This window comes from Pseudomonas sp. LG1E9 (assembly GCF_003290225.1).
Lineage (GTDB): Bacteria > Pseudomonadota > Gammaproteobacteria > Pseudomonadales > Pseudomonadaceae > Aquipseudomonas > Aquipseudomonas cyclaminis.
On sequence record NZ_CP029983.1, the window covers coordinates 2072679 to 2095060 of the forward strand.

Genomic DNA, 22382 nt, shown 5'->3' on the forward strand with positions numbered 1-22382 from the left:
GGCTAAAAGCCTGCAGCATCCCAAACCGCGCGAGAGTCTACCAGCTTGCAAGCGTCTGCGTTATATCCGAACCTGCAGTGCATATAACATTTCGAGCGCTTTACGTGGCGTCAAGCCGTCCAGGTCGAGCTTTGCGAGCTCATCCAGCACTGGGTGGGGCAGGCTGGCGAACATATCGCTCTGGTGCGGCGCGGCGGGTTTGCTGTTGGCTTTGACCGGGCTGGCGACCACCGTTTCGTGGGGCAAGGCCGTGGTCTCCAGCCGGCTGAGGTGCTCGCGGGCACGCAGGATCACGTCGTTCGGCACACCGGCCAACTGCGCCACCGCCAAGCCGTAGCTTTGGCTCGCCGGCCCTGGCAGCACATGGTGCAGGAACACAATGCGCTCATTGTGCTCGGTGGCATTGAGATGCACGTTGGCCACCAGCGGCTCGCTTTCCGGCAGTACCGTCAGCTCGAAGTAGTGGGTGGCAAACAGCGTGTAAGCCCGCAGATGCGCCAACCGCTCGGCTGCCGCCCATGCCAGGGACAGGCCATCGAAGGTGCTGGTGCCACGCCCCACTTCGTCCATCAACACCAGGCTGCGTTCGGTGGCATTGTGCAGAATATTGGCGGTTTCGCTCATTTCCACCATAAAGGTGGAACGGCCACCGGCCAAGTCGTCGCTGGAGCCGATTCGGGTGAAAATGCGGTCGACCAGGGACAGCTCGCAACTGGCCGCGGGTACAAAGCTGCCGATATGCGCCAACAATACGATTAACGCGGTCTGGCGCATGTAGGTGGATTTACCGCCCATGTTCGGACCGGTGATGACCAACATGCGGGTATCGTCGTCGAGCGACAGGTCGTTGGCGACAAACGGCGTGGTCAACACCTGTTCGACCACCGGGTGGCGCCCCTGCACGATGCGCATGCACGGCTCGCTGACAAAACGCGGGCAGTTCAGGTCAAGGTTCAGCGCACGTTCGGCAAGGTTGCTCAATACATCCAGTTCCGCCAGGGCGGCGGCAGTGTCTTGCAGCGGCGCCAGTTGGCTGATCAGGTCTTCGAGCAAGGCTTCATAGAGCATCTTTTCCCGAGCCAGGGCGCGGCTCTTGGCCGACAGCGCCTTGTCTTCGAACTCTTTGAGCTCCGGCGTGATAAAACGCTCGGCGCCTTTGAGGGTCTGGCGGCGTTGATAGTCGATAGGTGCCGACTCGGCCTGCTTGCTTGGCAGTTCAATAAAGTAGCCGTGCACGCGGTTGTAACCGACCTTGAGGTTGGCCAGGCCTGTGCGGGCCTTTTCGCGGGCTTCCAGGTCGATCAGGAACTGCCCGGCGTTTTCGCTCAGGGCTTGCAGTTCATCCAGCTCACTGTCGTAACCCGTCTTCAATACACCACCGTCACGAATAATCGCCGGCGGGTTGTCGATGATGGCCTTTTCCAGCAGGGCTGCCAGTTCCGGATAGGTACCTGCGGTTTCGGCCAATTGCTGCAGGTGCGGCGTGTCCAGTTCGGTCATTGCCACTTGCAACTGCGGCAGGGCGCTGAGGGCATCACGCAGGCGTGCAAGGTCACGAGGGCGCGCATTGCGCAGGCCGATCCGCGCCAGAATCCGCTCGATATCGCCGATTTCCTTGAGCTGCGGTTGCAGCTTTTCGAAGCGGTAGCCATCCAGCAGGCAGGTAATAGAGGTCTGACGCGCTTGCAGCACCGCCAGATCCCGCAACGGACGGTTCAACCAGCGCGTCAGCAGGCGGCTGCCCATGGCGGTCTGGCAACGGTCGACCACCGATTGCAGGGTGTTGTCACGCCCGCCTGACAGGTTGGTGTCCAGTTCCAGATTTCGGCGGCTGGCGCCATCGAGCACCACCGTGTCGTCCAGGCGCTCATGGCGCAGGCTGCGCAAATGCGGCAGGGCAGTGCGCTGGGTTTCCTTGGCGTAGCTGAGCAGGCAACCGGCGGCGCCGATGGCCAGGGTCAACGTCTCGCAACCGAAGCCCTTGAGGTCTTGCACCGAGAACTGCTGGCACAGACTTTTCAACGCGGAGTCCCGCTCAAAATCCCACGGCGCGCGGCGCTTGGTCCCACGGCGTTTCTCGGCTGGCAAGTCTTTCGGCCAATCATCCGGGATCAGCAACTCCACCGGATTGATGCGCTCCAACTCCGCCAGCAAGTTCTCCCAGCCCTTGATCTCCAGCACGCTGAAATTGCCGCTGGTGATGTCCAGCACCGAAAGGCCGAACAAACGCTCATCGCCCAGCACCGCGGCGATCAGGTTATCGCGACGCTCATCCAGCAACGCTTCATCACTCACCGTCCCCGGCGTGATAATGCGCACCACCTGACGTTCCACCGGCCCTTTGCTGGTGGCCGGGTCGCCGATCTGTTCACAGATCACCACCGACTCACCCAGTTTCACCAGCTTGACCAGGTAACCTTCCAACGAATGGTACGGAATCCCACACATCGGAATCGACTGCCCTGCCGATTGCCCACGCGCGGTCAGGGTAATGTCCAGCAGCTTGGCGGCCTTCTTCGCGTCCTCGTAGAAGATCTCGTAGAAGTCGCCCATGCGATAGAACATCAACTGATCAGGGTGCTGGTTTTTCAGGCGCCAGTACTGCTGCATCATTGGGGTATGGGAGGACAGATCGGAAGTGTTCTTACTCATCAGATAGTTAGCAAATTCGTTAAAAGGAGTGGGGCAAAGATGGGGCACCTGGCCCTGCTGATTTTGCGATGGCGGCAAGGTTAACACGCGAGGTCGGGGCTTCGCAGGTCGCAAGCTGATAGGTAAAACGCAAAAGGGGTATGACTCAATTACAGCGTTTCAAATCAGTTCACTTACCGTAGAAATGGTTCAGGAGTATCAGTTCGCACGCCGCCACCAAAGTGCAGAGCACAATGAAGCCGGGGCTGAAGACGCGTTTGCGATTAGACGAGCCATCGCCCCATGAGCCTGGATCTGCATCGTCGGAAACGAGGGTAATCAGTGCCATCAGGCTCAGTATCCATGCCTTGGTCCAGAAATTGTAAGTTCTCCATTGAGTCATCCTTGCTCGTCTCCCGTCGGTTTTGCGATGGCGATAAGGTTATCACTCAACACTTGCCCTTCGCAGACCTGCTAAGGGCATCGTCAATGCATAAAAAAGTGCATAATGTATGCCGTTTAGCATTTGCTAACCTTTCAATCTCCCGTCAGTATCCGCATCATGCAAAAACGCAACGTTTCTATCGTCTTAAGAGAACTGCTGGATCGCGACCGGATCTCCCCCACGGAGCTTCACCGGCGTACCGGCGTGCCTCAATCCACGTTGTCCCGGATTCTCAGCGGCAAGATCGTCGACCCGTCGGACAAGCATATTTCCCGCATCGCCGAGTACTTTCGCGTCAGCACCGACCAACTGCGCGGGCGCGTAGCGGTCGGCGTTTCGCGGGACGACGAGCGCGACCCTATGCATTCTGAACTCAAGGACATAAGCCTGTGGGACGACGACACGCCCGTTAATGATGACGAGGTGTCGATCCCCTTTCTGCGCGAGGTTGAATTGGCTGCTGGATCAGGAAGATTCGTCATCGAGGAAAGCGAGAAGGCCAGCTTGCGTTTTGGAAAACGCAGCCTGCGGCATAACGGTGTGCAGTTCGACCAGGCCAAGTGCGTGACAGTGCGCGGCAACAGTATGTTGCCGGTGTTGCGCGACGGCGCCACGGTGGGGGTGAATGCCGGCAAGAGCGGCATTGGCGATATTGTGGATGGCGACCTGTATGCCATCAATCACAACGGCCAGTTGCGGGTTAAACAGCTCTACCGCCTGCCTTCCGGCATTCGCCTGCGCAGCTTCAATCGTGATGAACATCCGGATGAGGACTACAGCTTCCAGGAGATCCAGGATGAGCAGATCAGTATCCTCGGTCATGTTTTCTGGTGGGGCATGTACGCCCGCTAACCTCCACGCGTAAGAAGAAACCCGCCCATGTGCGGGTTTTTTTTCGCCCCTGGAAAACCGGCCAAGCCCAAGCCCGCAAGGCTTCCAATGCATCAATGCATTTCCTTGGCAAAAATAAATGCGTTTATGCATTGACTGTATATGCATACATGCATATTCTTCATCTCAAGCCAGCCAACAAGGCCTGGTGGAGGCGGCAAGGATGCTGCCAAGGAAGACAAGGAAGGCACGCAATACCGGCAAGGACGCCATCGAAGCGATGGCAGGGATGCCAGGCAACACCGGCAAGGATGCCGACGCTCTTAAGTTTCAACGCTTCAACAACAGGCAGCGATGAACCGGCCTTAACGGTTCAGAGGGTTGGCAACTGACCCGGGTGTGCAGCGTAAAGCACCAGAAGCAGTTATCCGGCAGACAGGGATCGTGGTCGGAAAAACATCGAGGGAAGGACCGTACCGCGCCAGTAGCGCCGAAAGTCCGAGGACATCATTACTGAAAAGCCCGGGCGACCGGGCTTTTTGGAATGCCTACCTATCCAAGCATTTGTAAATGAAATACGGACTATTTATTGCTCAGCCAGGAGGCGTGACATGACAAATGAACAGCAAGCGTTAGCGGAAATGCCTATCTGGCTGGTCATCATATTGGCGCTGATCGGCGGGGTCTCAGGTGAAATGTGGCGCGCCGATAAAGAAGGCGCACGTGGCTGGTCGCTGATCCGCCGATTGGCCCTGCGTTCCGGAGCGTGCATGGTTTGCGGGGTGTCGGCCCTGATGCTGTGCTACGCCGCCGGCATGTCGATCTGGACCGCCGGCGCGATTGGTTGCCTGACCGCCATGGCCGGTGCTGATGTGGCCATCGGCCTTTATGAACGATGGGCGGCCAAGCGCATCGGGATCAACCAAGGCTCCGGCCAGGACCCGCACTAACCGTTGCAAGGACGCGACTTAAAATGACGTTTATCGAAAAGCCATCCCAACTGCCCCAGGCCATCGGCTCGATGCTGCATGCGGCCTTCCCGGACATCAAGGTCGGCAGTCACCAAGACTTTCAAGGCGATGCTGAACAAACCGGCGTAATGGTTACGGTCGAAGGCAATGGCCCGGGCATTCGCTCCCGTGAAGGGCGCAAGGCCCACGTCTTGGCCATTTCGCTCAGGGCCATGGTGGCACCCGGTGCATTGCCGTTCGACGCCTGCGACCTGGCCAGCCAACTGATGGATCTGGTGCTGGATAACAGTTGGAACCTGCCCCAGGCACAGTGCGATTTGCCGGCGAATATCGTCGCTGCGCCCGCTGTGCGCACTTCCGTGCAAACGGACTACGACACCTGGACGGTTTCCTTCACGCAAACCCTCTATCTGGGGCCGGCGTTACTCGACGATCCCACAGGCCAACCGCTATTTGCCTGCACCTGGGACGTCTCCAACATCGACGACCCAACCCGATACCAGCCACTGGCGGAGTAGCCCATGTTCGACGCGCTGTTACGCATGCAATTGGGACCGATCGTCGAACGCCTGGCCGAGATGGAGTCCCAGCTCGAAGACCTCTACCGCCGCGCCGAGAGCTTCTGCCGGATCGGTGTTTGCCAGCAGGTCGATGCGGCCAGCAACACCTGCAAGGTCAGCCACGGTGACTTGCTCACCCCGGCGATCCGTTTTTTCAACCCCAGTGCCGGTGCACAAACCGAAACCCGCATCCCCACGGTGGGTGAGCAATGCCTGCTGCTCAACTACGGCGGGGGGGAGGGCGGTGTGCAATCCGTGGCTCTGTTCGGCCTTAACAGTGATCGCTTCCCGCCGGTCTCCAGCGTGGCGACGCTGACCCGGCGCCGACATCAAGACGGCACCCAAAGCGACTACGACGACGCCAGCCACACCTTCAACTGGGTCAACGGCCCGACCACGTTCAGCGGTTCCCGCGAACAGGTTGACGTCAAAGTCGGCGCCACCAGCCTGACCCTCAGCGCCCAGGGCATCACCCTGCAAGTCGGTGGCACCAGCCTGTTGCTGGATGCCGGCGGCGCGCACTTCAGCGGCCCGGTGGTGGACCATCAAGGACGCGTCATCAGCCCCCGATAAGGACACCCCATGCTCGGAATCGATAGGAACACCGGGGCGGCCGTCGACGACTGGCTGCAATTTGTGCAGCGCGCCACCCGAGCGCTGACCACCCCTGTGGGCACTCGGCAAAAACGCCCGTTGTACGGCTCGCTGATCCCGCAGTTGCTCGGCCAGAACCTCGGCGATGACCTGTTGATCCTCGCCCAGAGCCACGCCGCGCAAGCCTTCTACAACACCCACAACGGCATCGGCGACTTCGACCCTCAGGTCATCGTCGCCACCCGCCAAGGCGCCGGCCTGCTGTTGCGGTTTGCCGGCATCTGGAAAAACCGCCAACAATCCTTCGAGGTCGTGACATGAGCATGCTGATCCCCGGCCAGAACCAACTGGCGGAACCGGCCATTATTAAGGTCGATGAGTTCGAACCGTTGTTGGCCGAATTCAAAGCGTTTGTCATCGACTACGTCGCCACCCGCGCGCCGCAAAGCGCAGCCAAACTCCAGGTCAGCCTCGACAACGAAAGCGAACTGCTGACCCTGGCGCTGGAAGCTTTTTGCGTGCGCCTGCAAACCCATGAGCGCAAATATAACGCCCGCATCAAGCAGATGCTGGCGTGGTGGGCCACCGGCAGCAACCTGGATGCACGCCTGGCCGATATGGGCCTGGAACGCCAAGTACTCGACCCCGGCGACCCGGCCGCATTCCCGCCGGTGCCGCCCACCTTGGAAAGCGACGACGACGCCCGCCTGCGTTACTACCTGGCGCCCCACGCTCCGGCGGCGGGCTCGCGCATGCAGTATCGCCGTGAAGTGTTCACTTTGGGTGAGCGCCCGGCGGTGAAAGTGCAAAGTGCGACGCCCGGTGTGGTCACGGTCACCTACACCTTCGACCCGGACGGTTACGCGGCCCAGGTCAAGGACGGCAACGCTCGCCGCACCGCACCGGGTGAAGTCATGGTCACTGTGCTTTCGAGGGAGGGCGACGGCACGCCATCTGCCGACTTGCTTGACGGTGTGCGTCGACATTTCGTACGGCCGGATGTAAGGCCCGAAACCGATCTGGTCAGCGTCCAAGGCGCGCAGATTCAACCCTATAAAATTCGCGTGGTGGCCAAGATCAACGCCGGCCCGGACTCGGGGCTGACCCAAGTGGCGGCGCAGAAACTGCTGCAAGACTACGCAGAGTCCTGCCACCGCCTGGAAGGGCGGGTGGACCCCAGCTGGATCGACTACGCCATCCACAGTGCCGGCGCTGCGCAACTGCACATCCTCGAACCGCTGGCGCCGATTGTCAGCACCGCGTTCCAGGCTCCGTATTGCACGGGTGTCGAGGTGGAGGTGCGCACGCTATGAGTGAACCCAACGCAAGTTTGCTACCGGCCAACAGCTCACCGCTGGAAAAGGCCCTGGACCTGGGCTTCGGCAGATTGCTCGAGCGCGTCACCCCGCCGTTTCCGGCGCTGATGAACCCGCTGTATACCCCTAGTGAGTTCCTACCTTACCTGGCCGCCGATCGTGGCGTCAGCGAATGGGATGCCGAGGCCAGCGAAGCGGAAAAACGCCTGACCTTGGCTTTGTCCTGGCAGATCCAGCGCCAGGCAGGTACGCCCAAGGCGCTGAGCCACGCGGTGGAATCATTGGGCTTCACGCCCAATATCAGCGCCTGGTACCAGCAACGCCCGCTGGGCGTGCCTTACACCTTCGACGTGCAGGCGATCATCGGGCGCAGTTGGTCCAGTGGCGACCACAACCGGCTGATCCGGCGTATCAACGCAGCCAAAAGTGAGCGCGATCAGGCGACGATCACCATCGTGCATGAGACCGAAGGCCAGCTCGCACTCACGCAAGTGCTCGACGCGCCTTTAAGCGACGGCGAGTTCTACCTGAACGGCGCGTTGCCGGAATTGGCGCTGGTGGCTCGCCTAAACAGCGCCGGGGTTGCCCAGCACTACACCATTAACGATTACGACCTCAGGGCGCAGCCATGACATATGAAATCACGCGCCTGGTGCGCTTCACCTCCAAAGGTTTGGATGAAGTGCTGCAGGCAAAGAACCAGGGCCTCAAAGGCGAAATCACCCACATCGGCGCCGGCACCGGCCGCTACAACCCCAACGGCACGGAAGTGGCCTTGCGTGACGAGCGCCAACGGGTGGCTATCGTCGATTACGAAGACCTGGGCGAGCGCCAACTCAGGATGGCCGCGCTGTTTGATGGCGACGGCGAGTATGAGATTGGCGAGTTCGGGTTTTACCTCGCCAGCGGCACCCTGTTGGCGGTGTATTCCGTGGCGGGGAAGTTGCTGACGTATAAAGCGGCGGCGGCGCGAGTGCTGCAAAAGTTCACGCTGGATATTTCGCCGTTGCCGGCGGATAGCGTGACGATTGTGGTGGGGAGTGACAACCTCAATATATTGTTGGGGGAGGATATTGCGGTACTCGCAACAGCTAATATCGACAATATGGCTCGTCACACCGAATTGTTGTTTCGTTTGATGTCGCTGGAAGCGAGCCGTTAAGGCATTAACATTTAAGGAGTTTTAAACGTGAGTCTAGAAACGACTATTACGTCGCTGGTGACAGCGGCAAATAACTTGACCACTGCGGTCAATGGAAAGATTGGCAGTATCAATACGACCATGGCCGGGGCGTTGGCGCAGTTCAATGAGTGGCGAAATCTCAAGGATGTCGAGGGGAGTGCCAACGCAATTGGCTCCGTTCGACGGAATATTTTCCAAGGTCATGTTTACACTACCGGAGGTATCGACGGGCAGGGGACTCCTATCAGTGTCTTGTCTGTAGGCGATTTCGATTCAACCGATCTGGGAGGCCTTGAAAAGGTATACATACATTTCAAGTTGCCATTGAATATTAACGTCAGCGCGGAAATGTTCTGGTTCAATATTCAGGGTTATAGCTACGGAACCGCCAAGATTATTGATGAGACGGTGGTGGGTTATTGCTATAAGCCTAACAGGGCTCTTATGAATATTTCGACGTTTGGTAATATGACGCCTGCCGTTTATGCAGATACCAACGGAAACGTCGTGATGCGTATTCTGGTGCCAAATATCTACTATACAACTGTGCGTATCGACACGATGCGAGTGGGTAATGGTCGCCTCTTCAATGTGGGTGAACTGAAATCGAGGTTGTCGCGCGCTGAGAACGTGGTATTTAACTGAGGTGATTGATATGTCTGATACATCTGTTGAAACGCTTCAAACTTCGCCGCTTGCGTATCCAATGCCGGAAGTGGAGTGGGCAGCTATTCGCGCCCGTCGTGATCAATTTCTACGTGCTACTGATTTCACCCAGTTGCCGGACCACCCAGCCACCGACGCACAACGTGCTGAGGTAGCTGCGTATCGCAAGGCATTGCGCGATATCCCTGAGCAGGCAAGCGAACCTTCGAAGCTGGTGTGGCCCGAGCTGCCAACCTTCCTGAAGTAACCCCCCACCGCGAAAGCGGTTTTTTTTCGCCTCCCCAAAGCCCCTCCCCGCAGGGGCTTTGGCATTTTCCACTCGGAGAATTCCACCCATGGCCAACCGCCAAACCTACACCGTCCTCATCCCATTCCCCACCGGCAACGGCCACTGGTCCACCGTCGGCGATGAGCTTGAACTACTGGACGTCGAAGCAACCGCCCTGCGCACCGCTGGCCGCCTGGAACTGACCAGCGTCCTTAATTCCACCCCCAAGAAGGCTGACTAATCATGGCTGAGGTTTTGAACTTCGAGCACAACGGCATCACCGTCAATGCCACCGAATCCCCCGAGGCCATGGGTGGCCTGGGCGATAACGTGATCGGTCTGGTCGGCACCGCGCCGAAGGCCCATGCGTCGATCCCGAAAAACGCACCGTTCCGGATCAACAGCTTTACCACCCAGGCGCTGCTGGACCCTACCGGCACGGAGTCGGGTACTTTGTTCCAGGCGGTGTACCAGATTCTTAAAGTGGTGAAGGTGCCGGTCTACGTGGTGATCGTCGAAGAAGGCGCGACCCCGGCCGACACCATCAATAACGTGATCGGCGGCAACGACCCCGTCACCGGCCGCAAGCTGGGCCTGGCGGCCTTGAGCAGTGTTCCTGAAGACTTGACCATCATTGGCGCACCGGGCTTTACCGCCACCAAGGCTGTGGCGGGTGAGTTCGCCTCCTTCGGCAAGCGCATCAAGGCGCGTGTGGTGCTGGATGGCAAGGACGCGTCCGTCGCTGACCAAGTGACCTACAGCGGCGAGCTGGGCGGTGCCGACCTCGGTTTCGACCGATGCCTGCTGGTGCACAACATGCCGTCGGTGTACTCCAAGGCGGCCAAGAAAAACGTGTTCCTGTCGCCGTCGTCCCTGGCCATCGCCGCATTGGCCAAGGTCAAACAGTGGGAAAGCCCGGGCAATCAGGTGACGTTCGCCGAGGATGTTTCCCGCGTCGTCGAGTACAACATCCTCGACACCTCCACCGAAGGCGATCTGCTCAACCGCTATGGCGTGAGCTACTACGCGCGCACCATCCTCGGCGGTTTCTCGCTGCTGGGTAACCGCTCCATCACCGGCAAGTTCATCAGCTACGTCGGCCTGGAAGATGCCATCAGCCGCAAGCTGGTCAAGGCCGGCCAGAAAGCCATGGCCAAGAACCTCACCAAGTCCTTCATGGACCAGGAGGTCAAGCGCATCAACGACTGGCTGCAAACCCTGGTGGCCGACGAAACCATTCCCGGCGGCAGCGTGTACCTGCACCCGGAACTGAACAGCGTCGAGAAGTACAAGAACGGCACCTGGTTCATCGTCATCGACTACGGCCGCTACGCGCCGAATGAACACATGGTTTATCAACTCAACGCCCGCGATGAAATCATCGAGCAGTTCCTGGAGGACGTTCTCTAATGTTTACCAACCGAGTCAGACAGGCCATTGCGGCCACCCTTCAAGGCCTGCCGTTGTCGGCAACCGTTGATTCCTTTACGCCGCCGAAGATCGAGTTCGAGATGGACCCGATGACCGGTGGGCGCTTCATCGCCGAGGAGGTCTCCAAAAGCGCCAAAGTGCTGAATGCAACCTTGGTACTGCAAGGTGTTGGCGCCCAAGTCCTGCTGGCGCTTGGCGTCACCCAGGGTGACGACATCCTGTTGAACGTGCGTGAAGCCGGTCAGGATCAGGACGGCAAGACCTATTTCACCTACCACACCGTGGGCGGCAAGCTGAAGTCCCTGGCCGAGACGGCGCTGACCATGAACGCCAAGCCGGTCACCACTCTGGAATTGTCCTGCCGTACCTACAACCGTCTGGAAAATGGCATTCCAGTGATCGACATCGACGTGCGTACCCAGAAGTTCGTGCTCAACGGCGTCGACATTCTTGGCGATGCCCGCCGCGCGGTGCTGATGCCTTAAGGGCCGGCGCAATCTGAAGCGAGCACGGGCAAGGTGGGAGCTGGCTTGCCTGCGATGCAGGCGACTCGGTATCCCTGGAGCATCGAGTGGATGCCATCGCAGGCAAGCCAGCTCCCACAGGGGCCGTGCTCAGGTTTAGATTTTTCACACTTTTCAACACCGCTCAACAAGGAATTCCCCATGGCCTGGATGCCACCGTTGCACATCCTGCTGTCCCCGATCACCGCCGACACCGGTGCAATGATCGAGCAAGTTCAACTCAAGCCGTTGTTCTACGCCGCGCAGAAAGACGCGCTGGCCCGGGCCGGTGATGACGAGGACGACCAGTTCTTCGAACTGGCGAAACTCGCCACCGGCCTGTCGGAAAAAGAGCTCGACCAACTCAAGCGCCCGGACTACGTGAGCATTGCGCAGTACGTACACGAAATGTCGACCCGGCCTGCATCGTTTTTTCTCGCGCAAACCGATAGCCCGCGCGAGTCGTTGACGTGCGAACAGGTTGCCCTGCTGCTGCCGCTGGACGCGAGCGGTCGCACTCTCACCAGCGTCACCCTGGAAATGCCCGCCTTGCGCGCTACCAAGGTGATGAAAAAACTGGCCACTAACAAAGACCGGGCCGAGTTCATCACCGCTCACTGCACCGGCCTGATGATTCCCGATCTTGCCGGCCTGACCGTCCCCGACTGGACCGAGCTGCAGGAGCGCATTGACGATTTTTTAAACAAACCGGCGGACTTCTTTCGGAACGCGACATCGAAGTGATCCTCGATGTAGTGCCGCTGGTTTACTCAGTAAGCGAAGCGGAAATCCTCGACTGGGAAGCCGGAAAAGCAATGCGCCGCTACGACATCGCAATCAGTCGTCTTGGTGTTAAACAGGAGTAGAGCGCAATGGCAGATAGTAATCATGGAGCAGGGTCAGCCATTGCCAAGGACGGCGTGTTGACTCAGGGCGCACTTCAGATGACAGGAATGCAGGCCAGTCTCAAACCTATCACCCAAGCGCTGCCGAGCCCACTTGAGGTGGCACCGGGGAGTGCGGCGAGTTTGGCACTGGCATTGGCCGATGCCAGCTTGCAGATCAAGCATCTGGCGGACGGGCAGGTACGGTTGGTCGATACGTTGGAGCTGTTCAACGTCTCGTTGCTCAAGGTGATGGACGCCCGGCAAGCCGAAGCTGCCGGGAACGCAGAGGGTACGAAGACCGTCGCGGCTACAGACAAGCGCACACCCTCGCAGGCGCTGGACGCCGCGATGACCGATATTGATCAACTGTTGATGTTTGCCCGGCATGAGCGCAAGGCATTGCGTGAAGCTAACCTTGCCATGGCGTCCGAGCCGGTGGTGGCTGCCAGTGGTGCCAGTGCCGTCGACCTCGCGAAGGTCGAGTATGCCGCCGCCCGTTCCGGTATCGGCAGTGATCGTAAGGACGCTTCGGGCAATATCGACCCCGTTGGGCGCCGGGCAGACCTGCAGCAGTTCGCTCGCGACGCTGCGATCATGGCGACGGCGTTCAAGATCGACGTCAAAAATGCCGGCGAACTCATGGGCGGCTGGCGCGAGTCAATGCACCTTGATCGCGCACAAGCCTTGGACCTTGCCGACGCAACAAACGTGCTGGGCACCCAGGTTTCGCTCAAGGCCGAATCGGCGGATATCGGCGCTATTGTGCAACTCCAGGGCGCTGCCGCGAAGGCTGCGGGCATGAGCCCCGAACAGGCTGCAGCGCTTTCGGCGGCGTTGTTGAGCGCAGGTAACAGCAAGGCTGTTGCCGGTGCCGGGCTGGAAAAAATCAGCGCGGTCCTGGCTAAAGGCGACAACGCCTCTGCAGGGCAACGCAGCGCCTGGGCAGAGCTCAAGCTTGATCCAAAAGTACTCGCGGCGGGCATGAAGCAGGACGCCCCGCAGGCCGTACTTACGGTGCTGGAGGCCCTCAAATCGCAACCTGCAGAACGGCAGGCGATGCTGGCGACGCAGTTGTTTGACGGCAACCAGACCATTCTGAGCCTGGTGCCGGTGATCGACAGCGTGAAACAGGCCTTTTCGCTGGTGGCCGAGAAGTCCACCTACGCTACTTCCACGTTGGGCGATCAGGGATCGGTCCTGCGCTCGGCCACGGTTCGTGCGGACTCAACTTACGCACGTCGGCAAGCCTACGAGGCCAGTACCACACGCTTGAGCACCGCCTCTGATGCAGCGCTGGCCCCCGTTGTGGATGCCTCGCTGACCGCAATGAACGGCCTGGTCAGTGGCGTGGCTTGGCTCGCGGAAGGCCTGCCCAAGGCTGCCGCTGCCGTCACCCTGGCGGGGGCGGTGCTGATCCCGGTGGTTTCCGGTGTTTTCGGTGCCGTGAAGGACAAGATTTTCGAAAAGGTCGCAGGGAAAGTGCTCGGAGAGGGGCCGGCCGCAGGGAATAAAACCACGCCGCCGGACAGCCAGCGCAAAGCCCCGAGTAATGACGGGCACAACGCTAATCGCCCGTCGGCCTCCGGCCCTGGCATCTCTGGCAAAGCGGCGAAGGTGAGCAAGCTGGCCAAAGGGGTCCCCCTGGGTTTGGTGGTGGCCCAGGCCGGTGTCGAGATGACGCAAGGCGCGATGACCGGAAACCTGGGTCAAGCGGTTGGCACTAGCGTGGGCTCGATCGGCGGCGGTGTTGCCGGCGGTGTCGTCGGTGATGTGGCCGGGATGGCGATTGGCCGAGCGGTCGGCACGCTGGCGGGAGCTGTTATCGGTTCGGTCGTTCCGGGTGCCGGCACAGTTTTGGGCGGTGTGATGGGCGGCGTCGCCGGGGGCGCAATCGGTAAGGTGGTCGGTGGTGCCGTGGGCACTTTCGTGGGCAGTGACGTCGGTGCGTGGCTCGCTGAAAAAGTGATGGGGACAGGCGATCGCCTGCCATCGCCCACAGAGGTCAGCAAAAACCTCAACGCCCCTCAAGCCGACAACCGCCAAATCAACTTCGCCCCGCAAATCACCATCACCGCGCCTGAGCAAGCCAGCCATCAACAACTGGCGGCGCTCGTGGTGCAACAGATCGAAGCGCAATTTACCCCGCTGTCGATGGACAACCTGCTGGCGACCCGACGCGGCGCAGCACTCACCGATGGAGCTGTGTGATGCGACAACAGATGGTCTTGGGTACTTTTATTTTCGGGCTGTCCCGTGGGTTCGCCTACGACACGCTTGATCGTGGGAGCAGCGGGGGCTGGGTCAGTCTCGACATCATTGCCGGCAAACCTAAATCCAGCCAGGTCGGCCAGGGGCTCGAAACGCTGGCATTCGGCGGCAAGGCTGCGCGCGCCAAGGGCATGGCGCGCCTGGATGAGTTGCGCGCCCTGCAGGCCCTGCGGACGCCGTTGCCGTTGGTGGACGGATTAGGGCGTAACTGGGGGTTATGGACCATCAAGTCGATCAGTGAAAAACAAGCCAGCGTGATCGACGACGGTACGGCCATGGTGATCAATTGGTCGTTGGTACTGGAGGAGTTCGTCAATGCGTAGGGTTCGAAGTATTGCCGGCGACTCGGTGAACCTGTTGCTCTACCGCCAACTGGGGCGCAGTGATGATGCCGCAGAAGAGGCGTTGTGGCGCTTGAATCCGAAGTTGGCCGAACAGGGCGCAGTACTGCCTGCGGGCGTCAGTGTGCTGGTGCCCGAATTGGATGCGCAACCGGTCGCAAGTCGACCGGTTTCCGCCTGGGATTAAGGAGCCATTATGGCACTCGGATTTACACCTGTAGTGGAGCTTTACGGAACTAATGCCGCGCTATTTAACGAGCGGCTATTGGAGTGGGAACACACCGACGCAGCGGGGTTTGTGTCTGATCAACTGAAGCTGACCCTTGATATCGAGGGTCTTGAAGGGCTGCCCGATCTGGGCGGCAAAATCGGCCTGCGTATCGGCTACCTGGAATCGGGCCTGGTGGATAAGGGGGTGTTCAAGATTACCCAGCGCACGCCCTCGATGTTCCCATTGAGACTGGTGCTGGTGGCCACGGCGGCACCGTTCGACGAGCACGAATTCAAACAGCGCCGCACCGCCAGCCATGGGCCGATAACCCTGGGTGCGCTGTTTCGCCAACTGACCACCCGATACGGTTTTTCACCGCGTGTGGCGCCTGAACTCGACGGTGAGCCGATCGCGCACATCGATCAGACCAATGAAAGCGACATGGCTTTTCTGACGCGCCTGGCAAAGCGCTTCGATGCGGTGGCCAAACCTGTCGATGAGCTGTATGTACTGGGGCGTAAAGGCCAGATCAAGACGCTGTCGGGCAAGGCATTGCCGGATGTACGGTTGTCGATTACCCATGACAATCGTCCAGGCGAGCGCGCGTTCATCAGCGCCAGTTTCACCGACACCAGCCGTGCCAAATACAACGGCGCGCAAACGTCATGGTGGGACGCGGCAGCCGGAAAACAGCGTGTCGTCAATGTGGGCATCGCACCCTTCAAAGTGGTGACACAGCGATACCAGAGCGAGGACGAAGCGCGCTCGGCGGCGCAGGGAGAGATGCGGCGGGTGGGGCGCGAAGGGTTGCAAATCGATGTGGTCTGCCCTGGTAATCCTTCGTTGGCTGCTGAAGGCCTGTTGCTGTTGGATGAGTCGTGGCCGGGGTTCATGCAAGGGCGCTGGTCGATTAAAACGGTGAAATCCAGGGGCGAGCGAAAAGGTGGCTATCGGAGTACGGTCCAGGCCAGCGGTTTGTCGGTGTAGATCCTTTCTTAGAGTAAAACCCATGGTAATCACACATGCTCAGCTTCTGGGTGTAATGCCTGGAGCCCGCCTTCGCGCGGGCATTTTTTTAACCTTTCTAAATGCGGCCTTTGCGGGGCACCAGATCAATACGGCCCGTCGCGTCGCCGCCTTCCTCGCCCAAATCGGTCACGAGTCTGCCCAGTTACAGTACGTGCGCGAATTGGGTAGCGATCAATACCTGAGCAAGTACGACACCGGCAGCTTGGCCGCGCGGCTGGGCAACACCCCTGAGGCGGACGGTGATGGGCAAATGTATCGGGGCAGGGGGCTGATCCAGATCACCGGGCGCCGTAATTACCTGGCGTGCAGCCAAGCTCTGTTTGGTGACGATCGTCTGCTGCGACAACCGAAATTGCTGGAGCAGCCTCAATGGGCCTGCGAATCCGCCGCCTGGTTCTGGCAAAGCAGCGGCCTCAACGAGCTCGCCGACAAAGGCCAGTTCACCACCATCACCCGGCGCATCAACGGCGGCCTCAACGGCCTGGACGACCGTTTGCAGTTGTGGGCGCGGGCGAAGGCGGTGCTATGCGTTTCCTAGGTGTGTTTCGCTTGGTCGGTGTGTGCCTGCTCATGGCGCTTGTGTGGCAGGTGCAAGCGTGGCGATACGGGGCGCAGTTGGAGCTGCAATCGGTGGTCCATGCACAGGCGCTCAGCCAGCAAAGCCAGGCAATTCTTCAGCAACAACAGGCCGAACAGGCCAAACGCCTGGTTCTTGAACAACAGCTCAACACCGGCGACCAGCACCACACCCAGGAATTGAACGATGCCCAACGCAACCAAGCTGCTCTGCGCGACCGCCTGGCCACTGCTGATGTGCGGCTGTCAGTCCTTCTCGACACCGTCGCCAGTGGCTGCACAGTGCCTGCCGCCCCCACCGCCAGCGGCGTGGTTCATGCAACCTCGCGAGCCCGACTTGACCCGGCGCATGCTCAGCGAATTATCCGCATCACCGACGACGGCGATAACGCCCTGATCGCCTTGCGTGCTTGCCAGGCCTACGTGCAGGCCGTCGCGCATTAGTCTCTTGATGCACTCTGTGTCTTGCATGGTCGACGGGCTCCTGTAGGGTAGGCAAACCCCCGCCCATTCCTGGAGACGACCGTGAAGGAAATCACTCAACTGGCTGCCGAACTGGGGCGCCGCTTGCAGGTGCTCAGTGCCCACGTCACCACTGCCGAGTCCTGTACCGGCGGCGGTATTGCCGAAGCCATCACGAGGATTCCGGGCAGTTCGGCCTGGTTCGAGGCGGGTTATGTCACCTATTCCAACCGGCAGAAGACCCGGCAACTGAATGTGCCGGAAAAACTCTTCGCCAAAGTCGGGGCCGTCAGCCAGGAAGTGGTGGAAGCGATGGCCCGCGGCGCCCAGGAAAAAAGCCTGGCCCGATTCGCCGTGGCAGTCAGCGGCGTGGCCGGGCCCGACGGCGGTTCGCCAGATAAACCGGTGGGTACAGTGTGGTTGGCCTTCGGCGTGGGCGACGAGGTCACGGCCGAGCTTGAGCACTTCCCCGGCAACCGCGATGAGGTCCGCCGACAAACGGTAAAGGCTGCGCTAGAGGGCTTGTTGCGACGAGCTGCAGCAGAAATAGAAAATCAGGGGTAGGCGATCTACGATCTTTGTGGAACAATACTGTCTACTTATACAGGTGTTGGCCGCCCCGGCCTTATTGATTACGTGAGGACTTTAATGGACGACAACAAGAAGAAAGCCTTGGCTGCGGCCCTGGGTCAGATCGAACGTCAATTCGGCAAGGGTGCCGTAATGCGTATGGGCGATCACGACCGTCAGGCGATCCCGGCTATTTCCACTGGCTCTCTGGGTCTGGACATCGCACTCGGCATTGGCGGCCTGCCAAAAGGCCGTATCGTTGAAATCTATGGTCCTGAATCTTCCGGTAAAACCACTCTGACGCTGTCGGTGATTGCCCAGGCGCAAAAAATGGGCGCCACTTGCGCGTTCGTCGATGCCGAGCACGCCCTGGACCCTGAATACGCCGGCAAGCTGGGCGTCAACGTTGACGACCTGCTGGTTTCCCAGCCGGACACCGGTGAGCAAGCCCTGGAAATCACCGACATGCTGGTGCGCTCCAACGCCATCGACGTGATCGTGGTCGACTCCGTGGCAGCCCTGGTACCCAAGGCTGAAATCGAAGGCGAAATGGGTGACATGCACGTGGGTCTGCAAGCCCGTCTGATGTCTCAGGCACTGCGTAAAATCACCGGTAACATCAAGAACGCCAACTGCCTGGTGATCTTCATCAACCAGATCCGTATGAAGATCGGCGTGATGTTCGGTAGCCCGGAAACCACCACCGGTGGTAACGCGCTGAAGTTCTACGCTTCGGTCCGTCTGGATATCCGCCGTACTGGCGCGGTGAAGGAAGGTGACGAGGTTGTTGGTAGCGAAACCCGCGTCAAGGTTGTGAAGAACAAAGTGGCGCCGCCATTCCGTCAGGCTGAGTTCCAGATTCTCTACGGTAAAGGTATTTACCTGAACGGCGAGATGATCGACCTGGGCGTGCTGCACGGTTTCGTCGAGAAGTCCGGTGCCTGGTATGCCTACAACGGCAGCAAGATCGGTCAGGGCAAGGCCAACTCGGCCAAGTTCCTGGCAGACAACCCGGATATCGCCGCCACGCTTGAGAAGCAGATCCGCGACAAGCTGCTGACCGCAGCCCCTGACGTGAAAGCTGCTGCCAACCGCGAGCCGGTTGCAGAAGTGGAAGAAGCCGATACTGACGTCTGAAGCAAAAGATGACTGTTGTACTGGATACACTCGTCGCCGTTCGGCGCACTGCGATGGACCTGCTCGCTCGCCGCGAGCATGGGCGAGTCGAGCTGACACGTAAGTTGCGTCAGCGTGGTGCAGAGCCTGAGATGATCGAAACAGCCCTCGACCGGTTGACGGAAGAAGGGCTGTTGTCGGAAGCCCGTTACCTTGAAAGTTTTGTGTCCTACCGCGCACGTTCCGGTTATGGCCCTGCGCGGATTCGCGAAGAGTTGAGCCAGCGTGGACTGCAACGTGCCGATATTGACCTCGCGCTACGTGAGTGCGGTATCAGTTGGCAGTCGCAGTTGGAGGAAACCTGGCGTCGCAAGTTTGCGGGCCACCTTCCGATTGATGCCAGGGAACGTGCGAAGCAAGGTCGCTTCTTGAGTTATCGCGGGTTTTCGATGGACATGATCAGCCGCTTGTTAAGTGGTCGGGATATGGACGACTGAACGCCAAAAAACAAAAGGCCCACTATGAAAATAGTGGGCCTTTTTTTTCGGCTGTAAAAAGTCACGCTGTCTCTGGCGTCATCCGTTGCTGCGCCTTGCCCTGAGCTTGCACCCAGTTCTCCGGCAAATTGATGTAATCCACCAATTCCCGCAAGCGCCCCTGGTCGCGACCATTAAAGTTAAACACCAGCCGCGTCAGATGGCTGAACCGTGCCTCATCATGCTCCTCACCGGTATAAGCGAGTTGCCGAAACTCACCGCTCAACCGCAGGCTGGCGAACTCGCTCTGCAAATGGGCCAGCGCCCGATCGCTGAGCGGATGATTCATGCGCACCACAAACTCACGCTTCAACCAGCGAGTGGAGTGGAAGTTTGCATAAAACTGATTGATTTCTTCCACGGCCTCTTCAGCGCTATACACCAGTCGCACCAGCTTGAGGTCAGTTGGCAAGATATAGCGATTGGCTTCCAGCTGGCTGCGGATAAAGTCCAGCGCGCCTTGCCAGAACCCGCCACCCGGCGCATCCAGTAACACCACCGGTACCAGCGGGCTCTTGCCGGTCTGGATCAGCGTCAGCACTTCCAGCGCTTCATCCAGCGTGCCGAACCCGCCAGGGCATAACACCAGTCCATTGGCTTCCTTGACGAAGAACAGCTTGCGGGTAAAGAAGAAGTGAAAGGACAGCAGGTTGTCGGTGCCATCAATCGTCGGGTTGGCATGCTGTTCAAATGGCAGGGTGATATTAAACCCCAGGCTGTGCTCCAGGCCTGCGCCTTCGTGCGCCGCGGCCATGATGCCGCCACCACCACCGGTAATCACCATCAGGTCCGAGCGCGCCAGTGCTGCGCCCACTTCTCGGGCCAGCGCGTACAGCGGGCTTTCCACCGGCGTGCGGGCCGAGCCGAATACGGTGACTTTGCGCCGGTCCTTGAACTGTTCGAGCACACGGAAGGCGTTGTCCAGTTCATGGATGGCTTGCAGGGTGATCTTGGCATTCCAGCGGTTGCGGTCGTCCTGTGCCATGCGCAGCACGGTGAGGATCATGTCGCGGTACAGAGGGATATTCGGGCTGTCGGGGGCGATCAGTTGGAGTTGGGCTTCGACCTGCTGCGTGAGGTCGGCCCCGTTTTTTTCAAAATGCTGGAGCAGGCTGTCATTCGGTGCGTAAGGCATTCAACTTCTCCTTCTTGCAGGGCCGGGTAGCCGACGAGAAGTTCGCCGGAGGCTACGACACTACATGTGTCGCTGCTTGCCGCAGGGGGCAACCTTCTTTTGCCCTGAAAATGTTACAGAACAGCATGAAAAGTGCTGTGAGTGAGCGGTTGGGATGGCTTGATCATGAGCCGAAAAACCGTTGGCTGGCAACCGCTTATTGGTTGCTCAATACGGAGTCTAGCTGTTTGAGGGGCGTTGGAGCGGGGGGATGCGCGCCACTGAGAGCAGCGCGCGAACGTCAGATAGAATCACTTTTTCTTTTTTGGCGGTGCCGGGCAATCCGCTTCCACGAACTTCACCGATGCCACAGGACGGTTAGTCTTGTTCTCGGTGATTTCGTAGCGCATCACGGCGCCTTTGGCCATCAGCTCGCGGTAGCCTTTGTTCAGGCAAACGCTTTGCCCCAGTTGGAAATACACAGCCTTGGGGTTGGCGCGCATTTGCTCGGCGCGGTCGGACATCACACTCAAGTGATCGATCAACTGCATGCCTTCAACGGTGTAGGCCACTTCCAGGGTTTTTTCGTCGATTTCCCGGGGCAGGTCTTTGTTGCTCTCAGCCGCGACGCTTTGCAGTTTCCTGTTCATCTGGGCCTCCAGCAGCGAGGCCGCATGTGCGCCCACAGGCAACACCAGCGCAAGGGCGATGGATGGGGCGACAAAGCGCAGCATGGAACGCAGCATGAAACTCTCCTGATTCGGTTACTGGTGCATAGACCAGCCACTGCGCTGTGCGTTCAGTGGCGCGCGATTATAGGTGAGCCCTTGCCACTACAGCCAGGCGTATCGCTGGTAAACTGCGCCCACTTCAGCCTTTCACGAGTTCTATCCGTGTCGATTTACCCGTTCCAGCGGTGCATCCGATGAGTCACGCCGTTTCACGTCTGCGCACCCAGCGCCTGGCGCGTGCCATCAAGCCCTTCGTCAACCGCGGCTCCCGCGCCGAACGCTGCCCCGGCTGCCGGGTGATTCCAGAGTACTGCCTGTGCGCCTGGCGACCCAAGGTCGAGGCCCGGTCTGCGATGTGCTTGCTGATGCATGATGTTGAACCGATGAAGCCCGACACGAAGTAAAAAAATGACCCAGACTATTTTTCCGAAGAATTCTGTCGCATGTCTGAGAGATGAGCGGGAGGAAGAGAGTACAAAGCCTTACCTAGCTCGCGGATCACGCGCGCCAAGGTGCCATTACTGTCGAGTGATCGAAAGTCATTGCCTTTGCAGATGGCGTCCTAAGGTCGAGGCTCGATCAGGGGTTTGCCTCATAATGACGAAAAAAGAGGTATTCAAACCTAGCAATACTGGTTGGCTTATTGCAGATGTTATTCCGGATAACTATGCATTCATATGGTCGCGTACTGAGGTTGATGAAAAGCTGATTGCATTGCTCACTGATCCGCAATGGCAACCTTATCTAGTTTTTCCGGGAGAGTATGTAGCTGCTGAACGTGTAACTAATTCTGTTACGATTAATGAAGATAAAAAGCCGCTGTTTTTGCTAATTGATGCTACATGGACTGAAGCGAGGAAGATTTTCCGGAAAAGCGCTTATTTTGACTCCATCCCCATATTAAGCTTAATCCCAGAAAAGCTTTCACGATACAAATTAAGAAGATCCACGCGCAGCGAGCACCTCTGTACTGCTGAAGTGGCCGCACTGTGCTTCGATTTAGCTGGTGATACTGACGCATCCTTGGCGTTGAGCTGCTACTTTGATGTTTTTAGTCAGCATTATTTAGATGCAAAAAATCAATCACCTCTTAACTTGTTTAGCGATGCTCATCAAGAGTTGAAAGGGTATATTGAATAGCA

The 22382-nt window shown here is 59.0% G+C and carries 28 protein-coding genes; 25 read left to right on the top strand and 3 right to left on the bottom strand.

Annotated elements, in window-relative coordinates:
• Window positions 1-60 precede the first annotated feature (60 nt).
• Window positions 61-2652 (bottom strand): DNA mismatch repair protein MutS, encoded by a 2592-nt coding sequence (mutS, locus tag DNK50_RS09700; RefSeq protein WP_112193758.1) that lies wholly within the window; start codon window positions 2650-2652, stop codon window positions 61-63.
• Window positions 2653-3193: 541 nt separating this feature from the next.
• Here mutS and DNK50_RS09710 point away from each other — a divergent pair.
• From DNK50_RS09710 to recX, 23 genes are all read left to right on the top strand, one after another.
• Complete coding sequence (locus DNK50_RS09710) at window positions 3194-3928, top strand: XRE family transcriptional regulator (RefSeq protein WP_112193761.1); 735 nt, start codon at window positions 3194-3196, stop codon at window positions 3926-3928.
• Window positions 3929-4518: 590 nt separating this feature from the next.
• On the top strand, window positions 4519-4857 hold the full coding sequence (locus tag DNK50_RS09715) for a phage holin family protein (RefSeq protein ID WP_112193763.1): 339 nt from the start codon (window positions 4519-4521) through the stop codon (window positions 4855-4857).
• A 23-nt stretch (window positions 4858-4880) separates the two neighbouring features.
• The gene (locus tag DNK50_RS09720) at window positions 4881-5396 is read left to right on the top strand and encodes a hypothetical protein (protein WP_112193765.1); all 516 of its coding nucleotides are present in this window, start codon (window positions 4881-4883) and stop codon (window positions 5394-5396) included.
• A gap of 3 nt (window positions 5397-5399) precedes the next feature.
• The gene (locus DNK50_RS09725; protein ID WP_112193767.1) at window positions 5400-6011 is read left to right on the top strand and encodes a phage baseplate assembly protein V; all 612 of its coding nucleotides are present in this window, start codon (window positions 5400-5402) and stop codon (window positions 6009-6011) included.
• A 9-nt stretch (window positions 6012-6020) separates the two neighbouring features.
• Complete coding sequence (locus tag DNK50_RS09730) at window positions 6021-6353, top strand: phage baseplate protein (protein ID WP_112193769.1); 333 nt, start codon at window positions 6021-6023, stop codon at window positions 6351-6353.
• A complete protein-coding gene (locus tag DNK50_RS09735) occupies window positions 6350-7345 on the top strand; it encodes a baseplate J/gp47 family protein (protein WP_112193771.1) in 996 nt (331 codons plus the stop codon). The genes DNK50_RS09730 and DNK50_RS09735 overlap by 4 nt, the downstream gene beginning before the upstream one ends.
• A complete protein-coding gene (locus DNK50_RS09740; protein WP_112193773.1) occupies window positions 7342-7980 on the top strand; it encodes a phage tail protein I in 639 nt (212 codons plus the stop codon). Before DNK50_RS09735 ends, DNK50_RS09740 begins: the two co-directional genes overlap by 4 nt.
• A complete protein-coding gene (locus DNK50_RS09745; RefSeq protein WP_112193775.1) occupies window positions 7977-8510 on the top strand; it encodes a hypothetical protein in 534 nt (177 codons plus the stop codon). The genes DNK50_RS09740 and DNK50_RS09745 overlap by 4 nt, the downstream gene beginning before the upstream one ends.
• 27 nt (window positions 8511-8537) lie before the next feature.
• A complete protein-coding gene (locus DNK50_RS09750; protein ID WP_099583469.1) occupies window positions 8538-9176 on the top strand; it encodes a hypothetical protein in 639 nt (212 codons plus the stop codon).
• 10 nt (window positions 9177-9186) lie between these two features.
• Window positions 9187-9444 (top strand): tail fiber assembly protein, encoded by a 258-nt coding sequence (locus tag DNK50_RS09755; RefSeq protein ID WP_244643647.1) that lies wholly within the window; start codon window positions 9187-9189, stop codon window positions 9442-9444.
• Between the two features lie 88 nt (window positions 9445-9532).
• A complete protein-coding gene (locus DNK50_RS28910; protein ID WP_177411510.1) occupies window positions 9533-9706 on the top strand; it encodes a hypothetical protein in 174 nt (57 codons plus the stop codon).
• Between the two features lie 2 nt (window positions 9707-9708).
• Window positions 9709-10875 carry a phage tail protein gene (locus DNK50_RS09760; protein ID WP_112193777.1) on the top strand — a complete coding sequence of 389 codons (1167 nt, stop codon included), beginning with the start codon at window positions 9709-9711 and terminating at the stop codon, window positions 10873-10875.
• Window positions 10875-11381 (top strand): phage major tail tube protein, encoded by a 507-nt coding sequence (locus DNK50_RS09765; RefSeq protein WP_112193779.1) that lies wholly within the window; start codon window positions 10875-10877, stop codon window positions 11379-11381. Before DNK50_RS09760 ends, DNK50_RS09765 begins: the two co-directional genes overlap by 1 nt.
• A 180-nt stretch (window positions 11382-11561) precedes the next feature.
• Entirely contained in the window at window positions 11562-12143 is a 582-nt protein-coding gene (locus DNK50_RS09775) for a phage tail assembly protein (RefSeq protein ID WP_099583544.1), read from the top strand.
• 128 nt (window positions 12144-12271) lie between these two features.
• Window positions 12272-14494, top strand: a complete 2223-nt coding sequence (locus DNK50_RS09780) for a phage tail tape measure protein (protein WP_177411511.1) — start codon at window positions 12272-12274, stop codon at window positions 14492-14494.
• Window positions 14494-14877 carry a phage tail protein gene (locus DNK50_RS09785; protein ID WP_099583465.1) on the top strand — a complete coding sequence of 128 codons (384 nt, stop codon included), beginning with the start codon at window positions 14494-14496 and terminating at the stop codon, window positions 14875-14877. Before DNK50_RS09780 ends, DNK50_RS09785 begins: the two co-directional genes overlap by 1 nt.
• Window positions 14870-15082 (top strand): tail protein X, encoded by a 213-nt coding sequence (locus DNK50_RS09790; protein WP_112193783.1) that lies wholly within the window; start codon window positions 14870-14872, stop codon window positions 15080-15082. The genes DNK50_RS09785 and DNK50_RS09790 overlap by 8 nt, the downstream gene beginning before the upstream one ends.
• A gap of 9 nt (window positions 15083-15091) precedes the next feature.
• Complete coding sequence (locus DNK50_RS09795; RefSeq protein ID WP_112193785.1) at window positions 15092-16093, top strand: contractile injection system protein, VgrG/Pvc8 family; 1002 nt, start codon at window positions 15092-15094, stop codon at window positions 16091-16093.
• 22 nt (window positions 16094-16115) lie between these two features.
• Window positions 16116-16673, top strand: a complete 558-nt coding sequence (locus DNK50_RS09800; protein WP_112193787.1) for a glycoside hydrolase family 19 protein — start codon at window positions 16116-16118, stop codon at window positions 16671-16673.
• On the top strand, window positions 16661-17155 hold the full coding sequence (locus DNK50_RS09805) for a lysis system i-spanin subunit Rz (RefSeq protein ID WP_112193789.1): 495 nt from the start codon (window positions 16661-16663) through the stop codon (window positions 17153-17155). The genes DNK50_RS09800 and DNK50_RS09805 overlap by 13 nt, the downstream gene beginning before the upstream one ends.
• An 81-nt stretch (window positions 17156-17236) precedes the next feature.
• Window positions 17237-17737: a CinA family protein gene (locus DNK50_RS09810; RefSeq protein WP_099583461.1), complete on the top strand. Its 501-nt coding sequence runs from the start codon at window positions 17237-17239 to the stop codon at window positions 17735-17737.
• A gap of 84 nt (window positions 17738-17821) precedes the next feature.
• On the top strand, window positions 17822-18880 hold the full coding sequence (recA, locus tag DNK50_RS09815; RefSeq protein WP_032891767.1) for a recombinase RecA: 1059 nt from the start codon (window positions 17822-17824) through the stop codon (window positions 18878-18880).
• Between the two features lie 8 nt (window positions 18881-18888).
• Complete coding sequence (gene recX, locus DNK50_RS09820; protein WP_003189043.1) at window positions 18889-19356, top strand: recombination regulator RecX; 468 nt, start codon at window positions 18889-18891, stop codon at window positions 19354-19356.
• Between the two features lie 61 nt (window positions 19357-19417).
• Here the strand turns inward: recX and DNK50_RS09825 are convergent, their stop codons facing one another.
• Window positions 19418-20530 carry a TIGR00730 family Rossman fold protein gene (locus tag DNK50_RS09825; RefSeq protein ID WP_112193791.1) on the bottom strand — a complete coding sequence of 371 codons (1113 nt, stop codon included), beginning with the start codon at window positions 20528-20530 and terminating at the stop codon, window positions 19418-19420.
• A 290-nt stretch (window positions 20531-20820) separates the two neighbouring features.
• Window positions 20821-21255, bottom strand: a complete 435-nt coding sequence (locus DNK50_RS09830; RefSeq protein ID WP_112193793.1) for a PA3611 family quorum-sensing-regulated virulence factor — start codon at window positions 21253-21255, stop codon at window positions 20821-20823.
• A gap of 179 nt (window positions 21256-21434) precedes the next feature.
• On the opposite strand from DNK50_RS09830, the gene DNK50_RS09835 reads away from it, so the two are divergent.
• Together DNK50_RS09835 and DNK50_RS09840 are read left to right on the top strand one after the other, a co-directional pair.
• Window positions 21435-21644, top strand: coding sequence for a hypothetical protein (locus tag DNK50_RS09835; RefSeq protein WP_371929487.1), 210 nt, complete (start codon window positions 21435-21437; stop codon window positions 21642-21644).
• A 4-nt stretch (window positions 21645-21648) separates the two neighbouring features.
• Window positions 21649-22380 carry a tRNA-uridine aminocarboxypropyltransferase gene (locus tag DNK50_RS09840; protein ID WP_112193795.1) on the top strand — a complete coding sequence of 244 codons (732 nt, stop codon included), beginning with the start codon at window positions 21649-21651 and terminating at the stop codon, window positions 22378-22380.
• Window positions 22381-22382 lie beyond the last annotated feature (2 nt).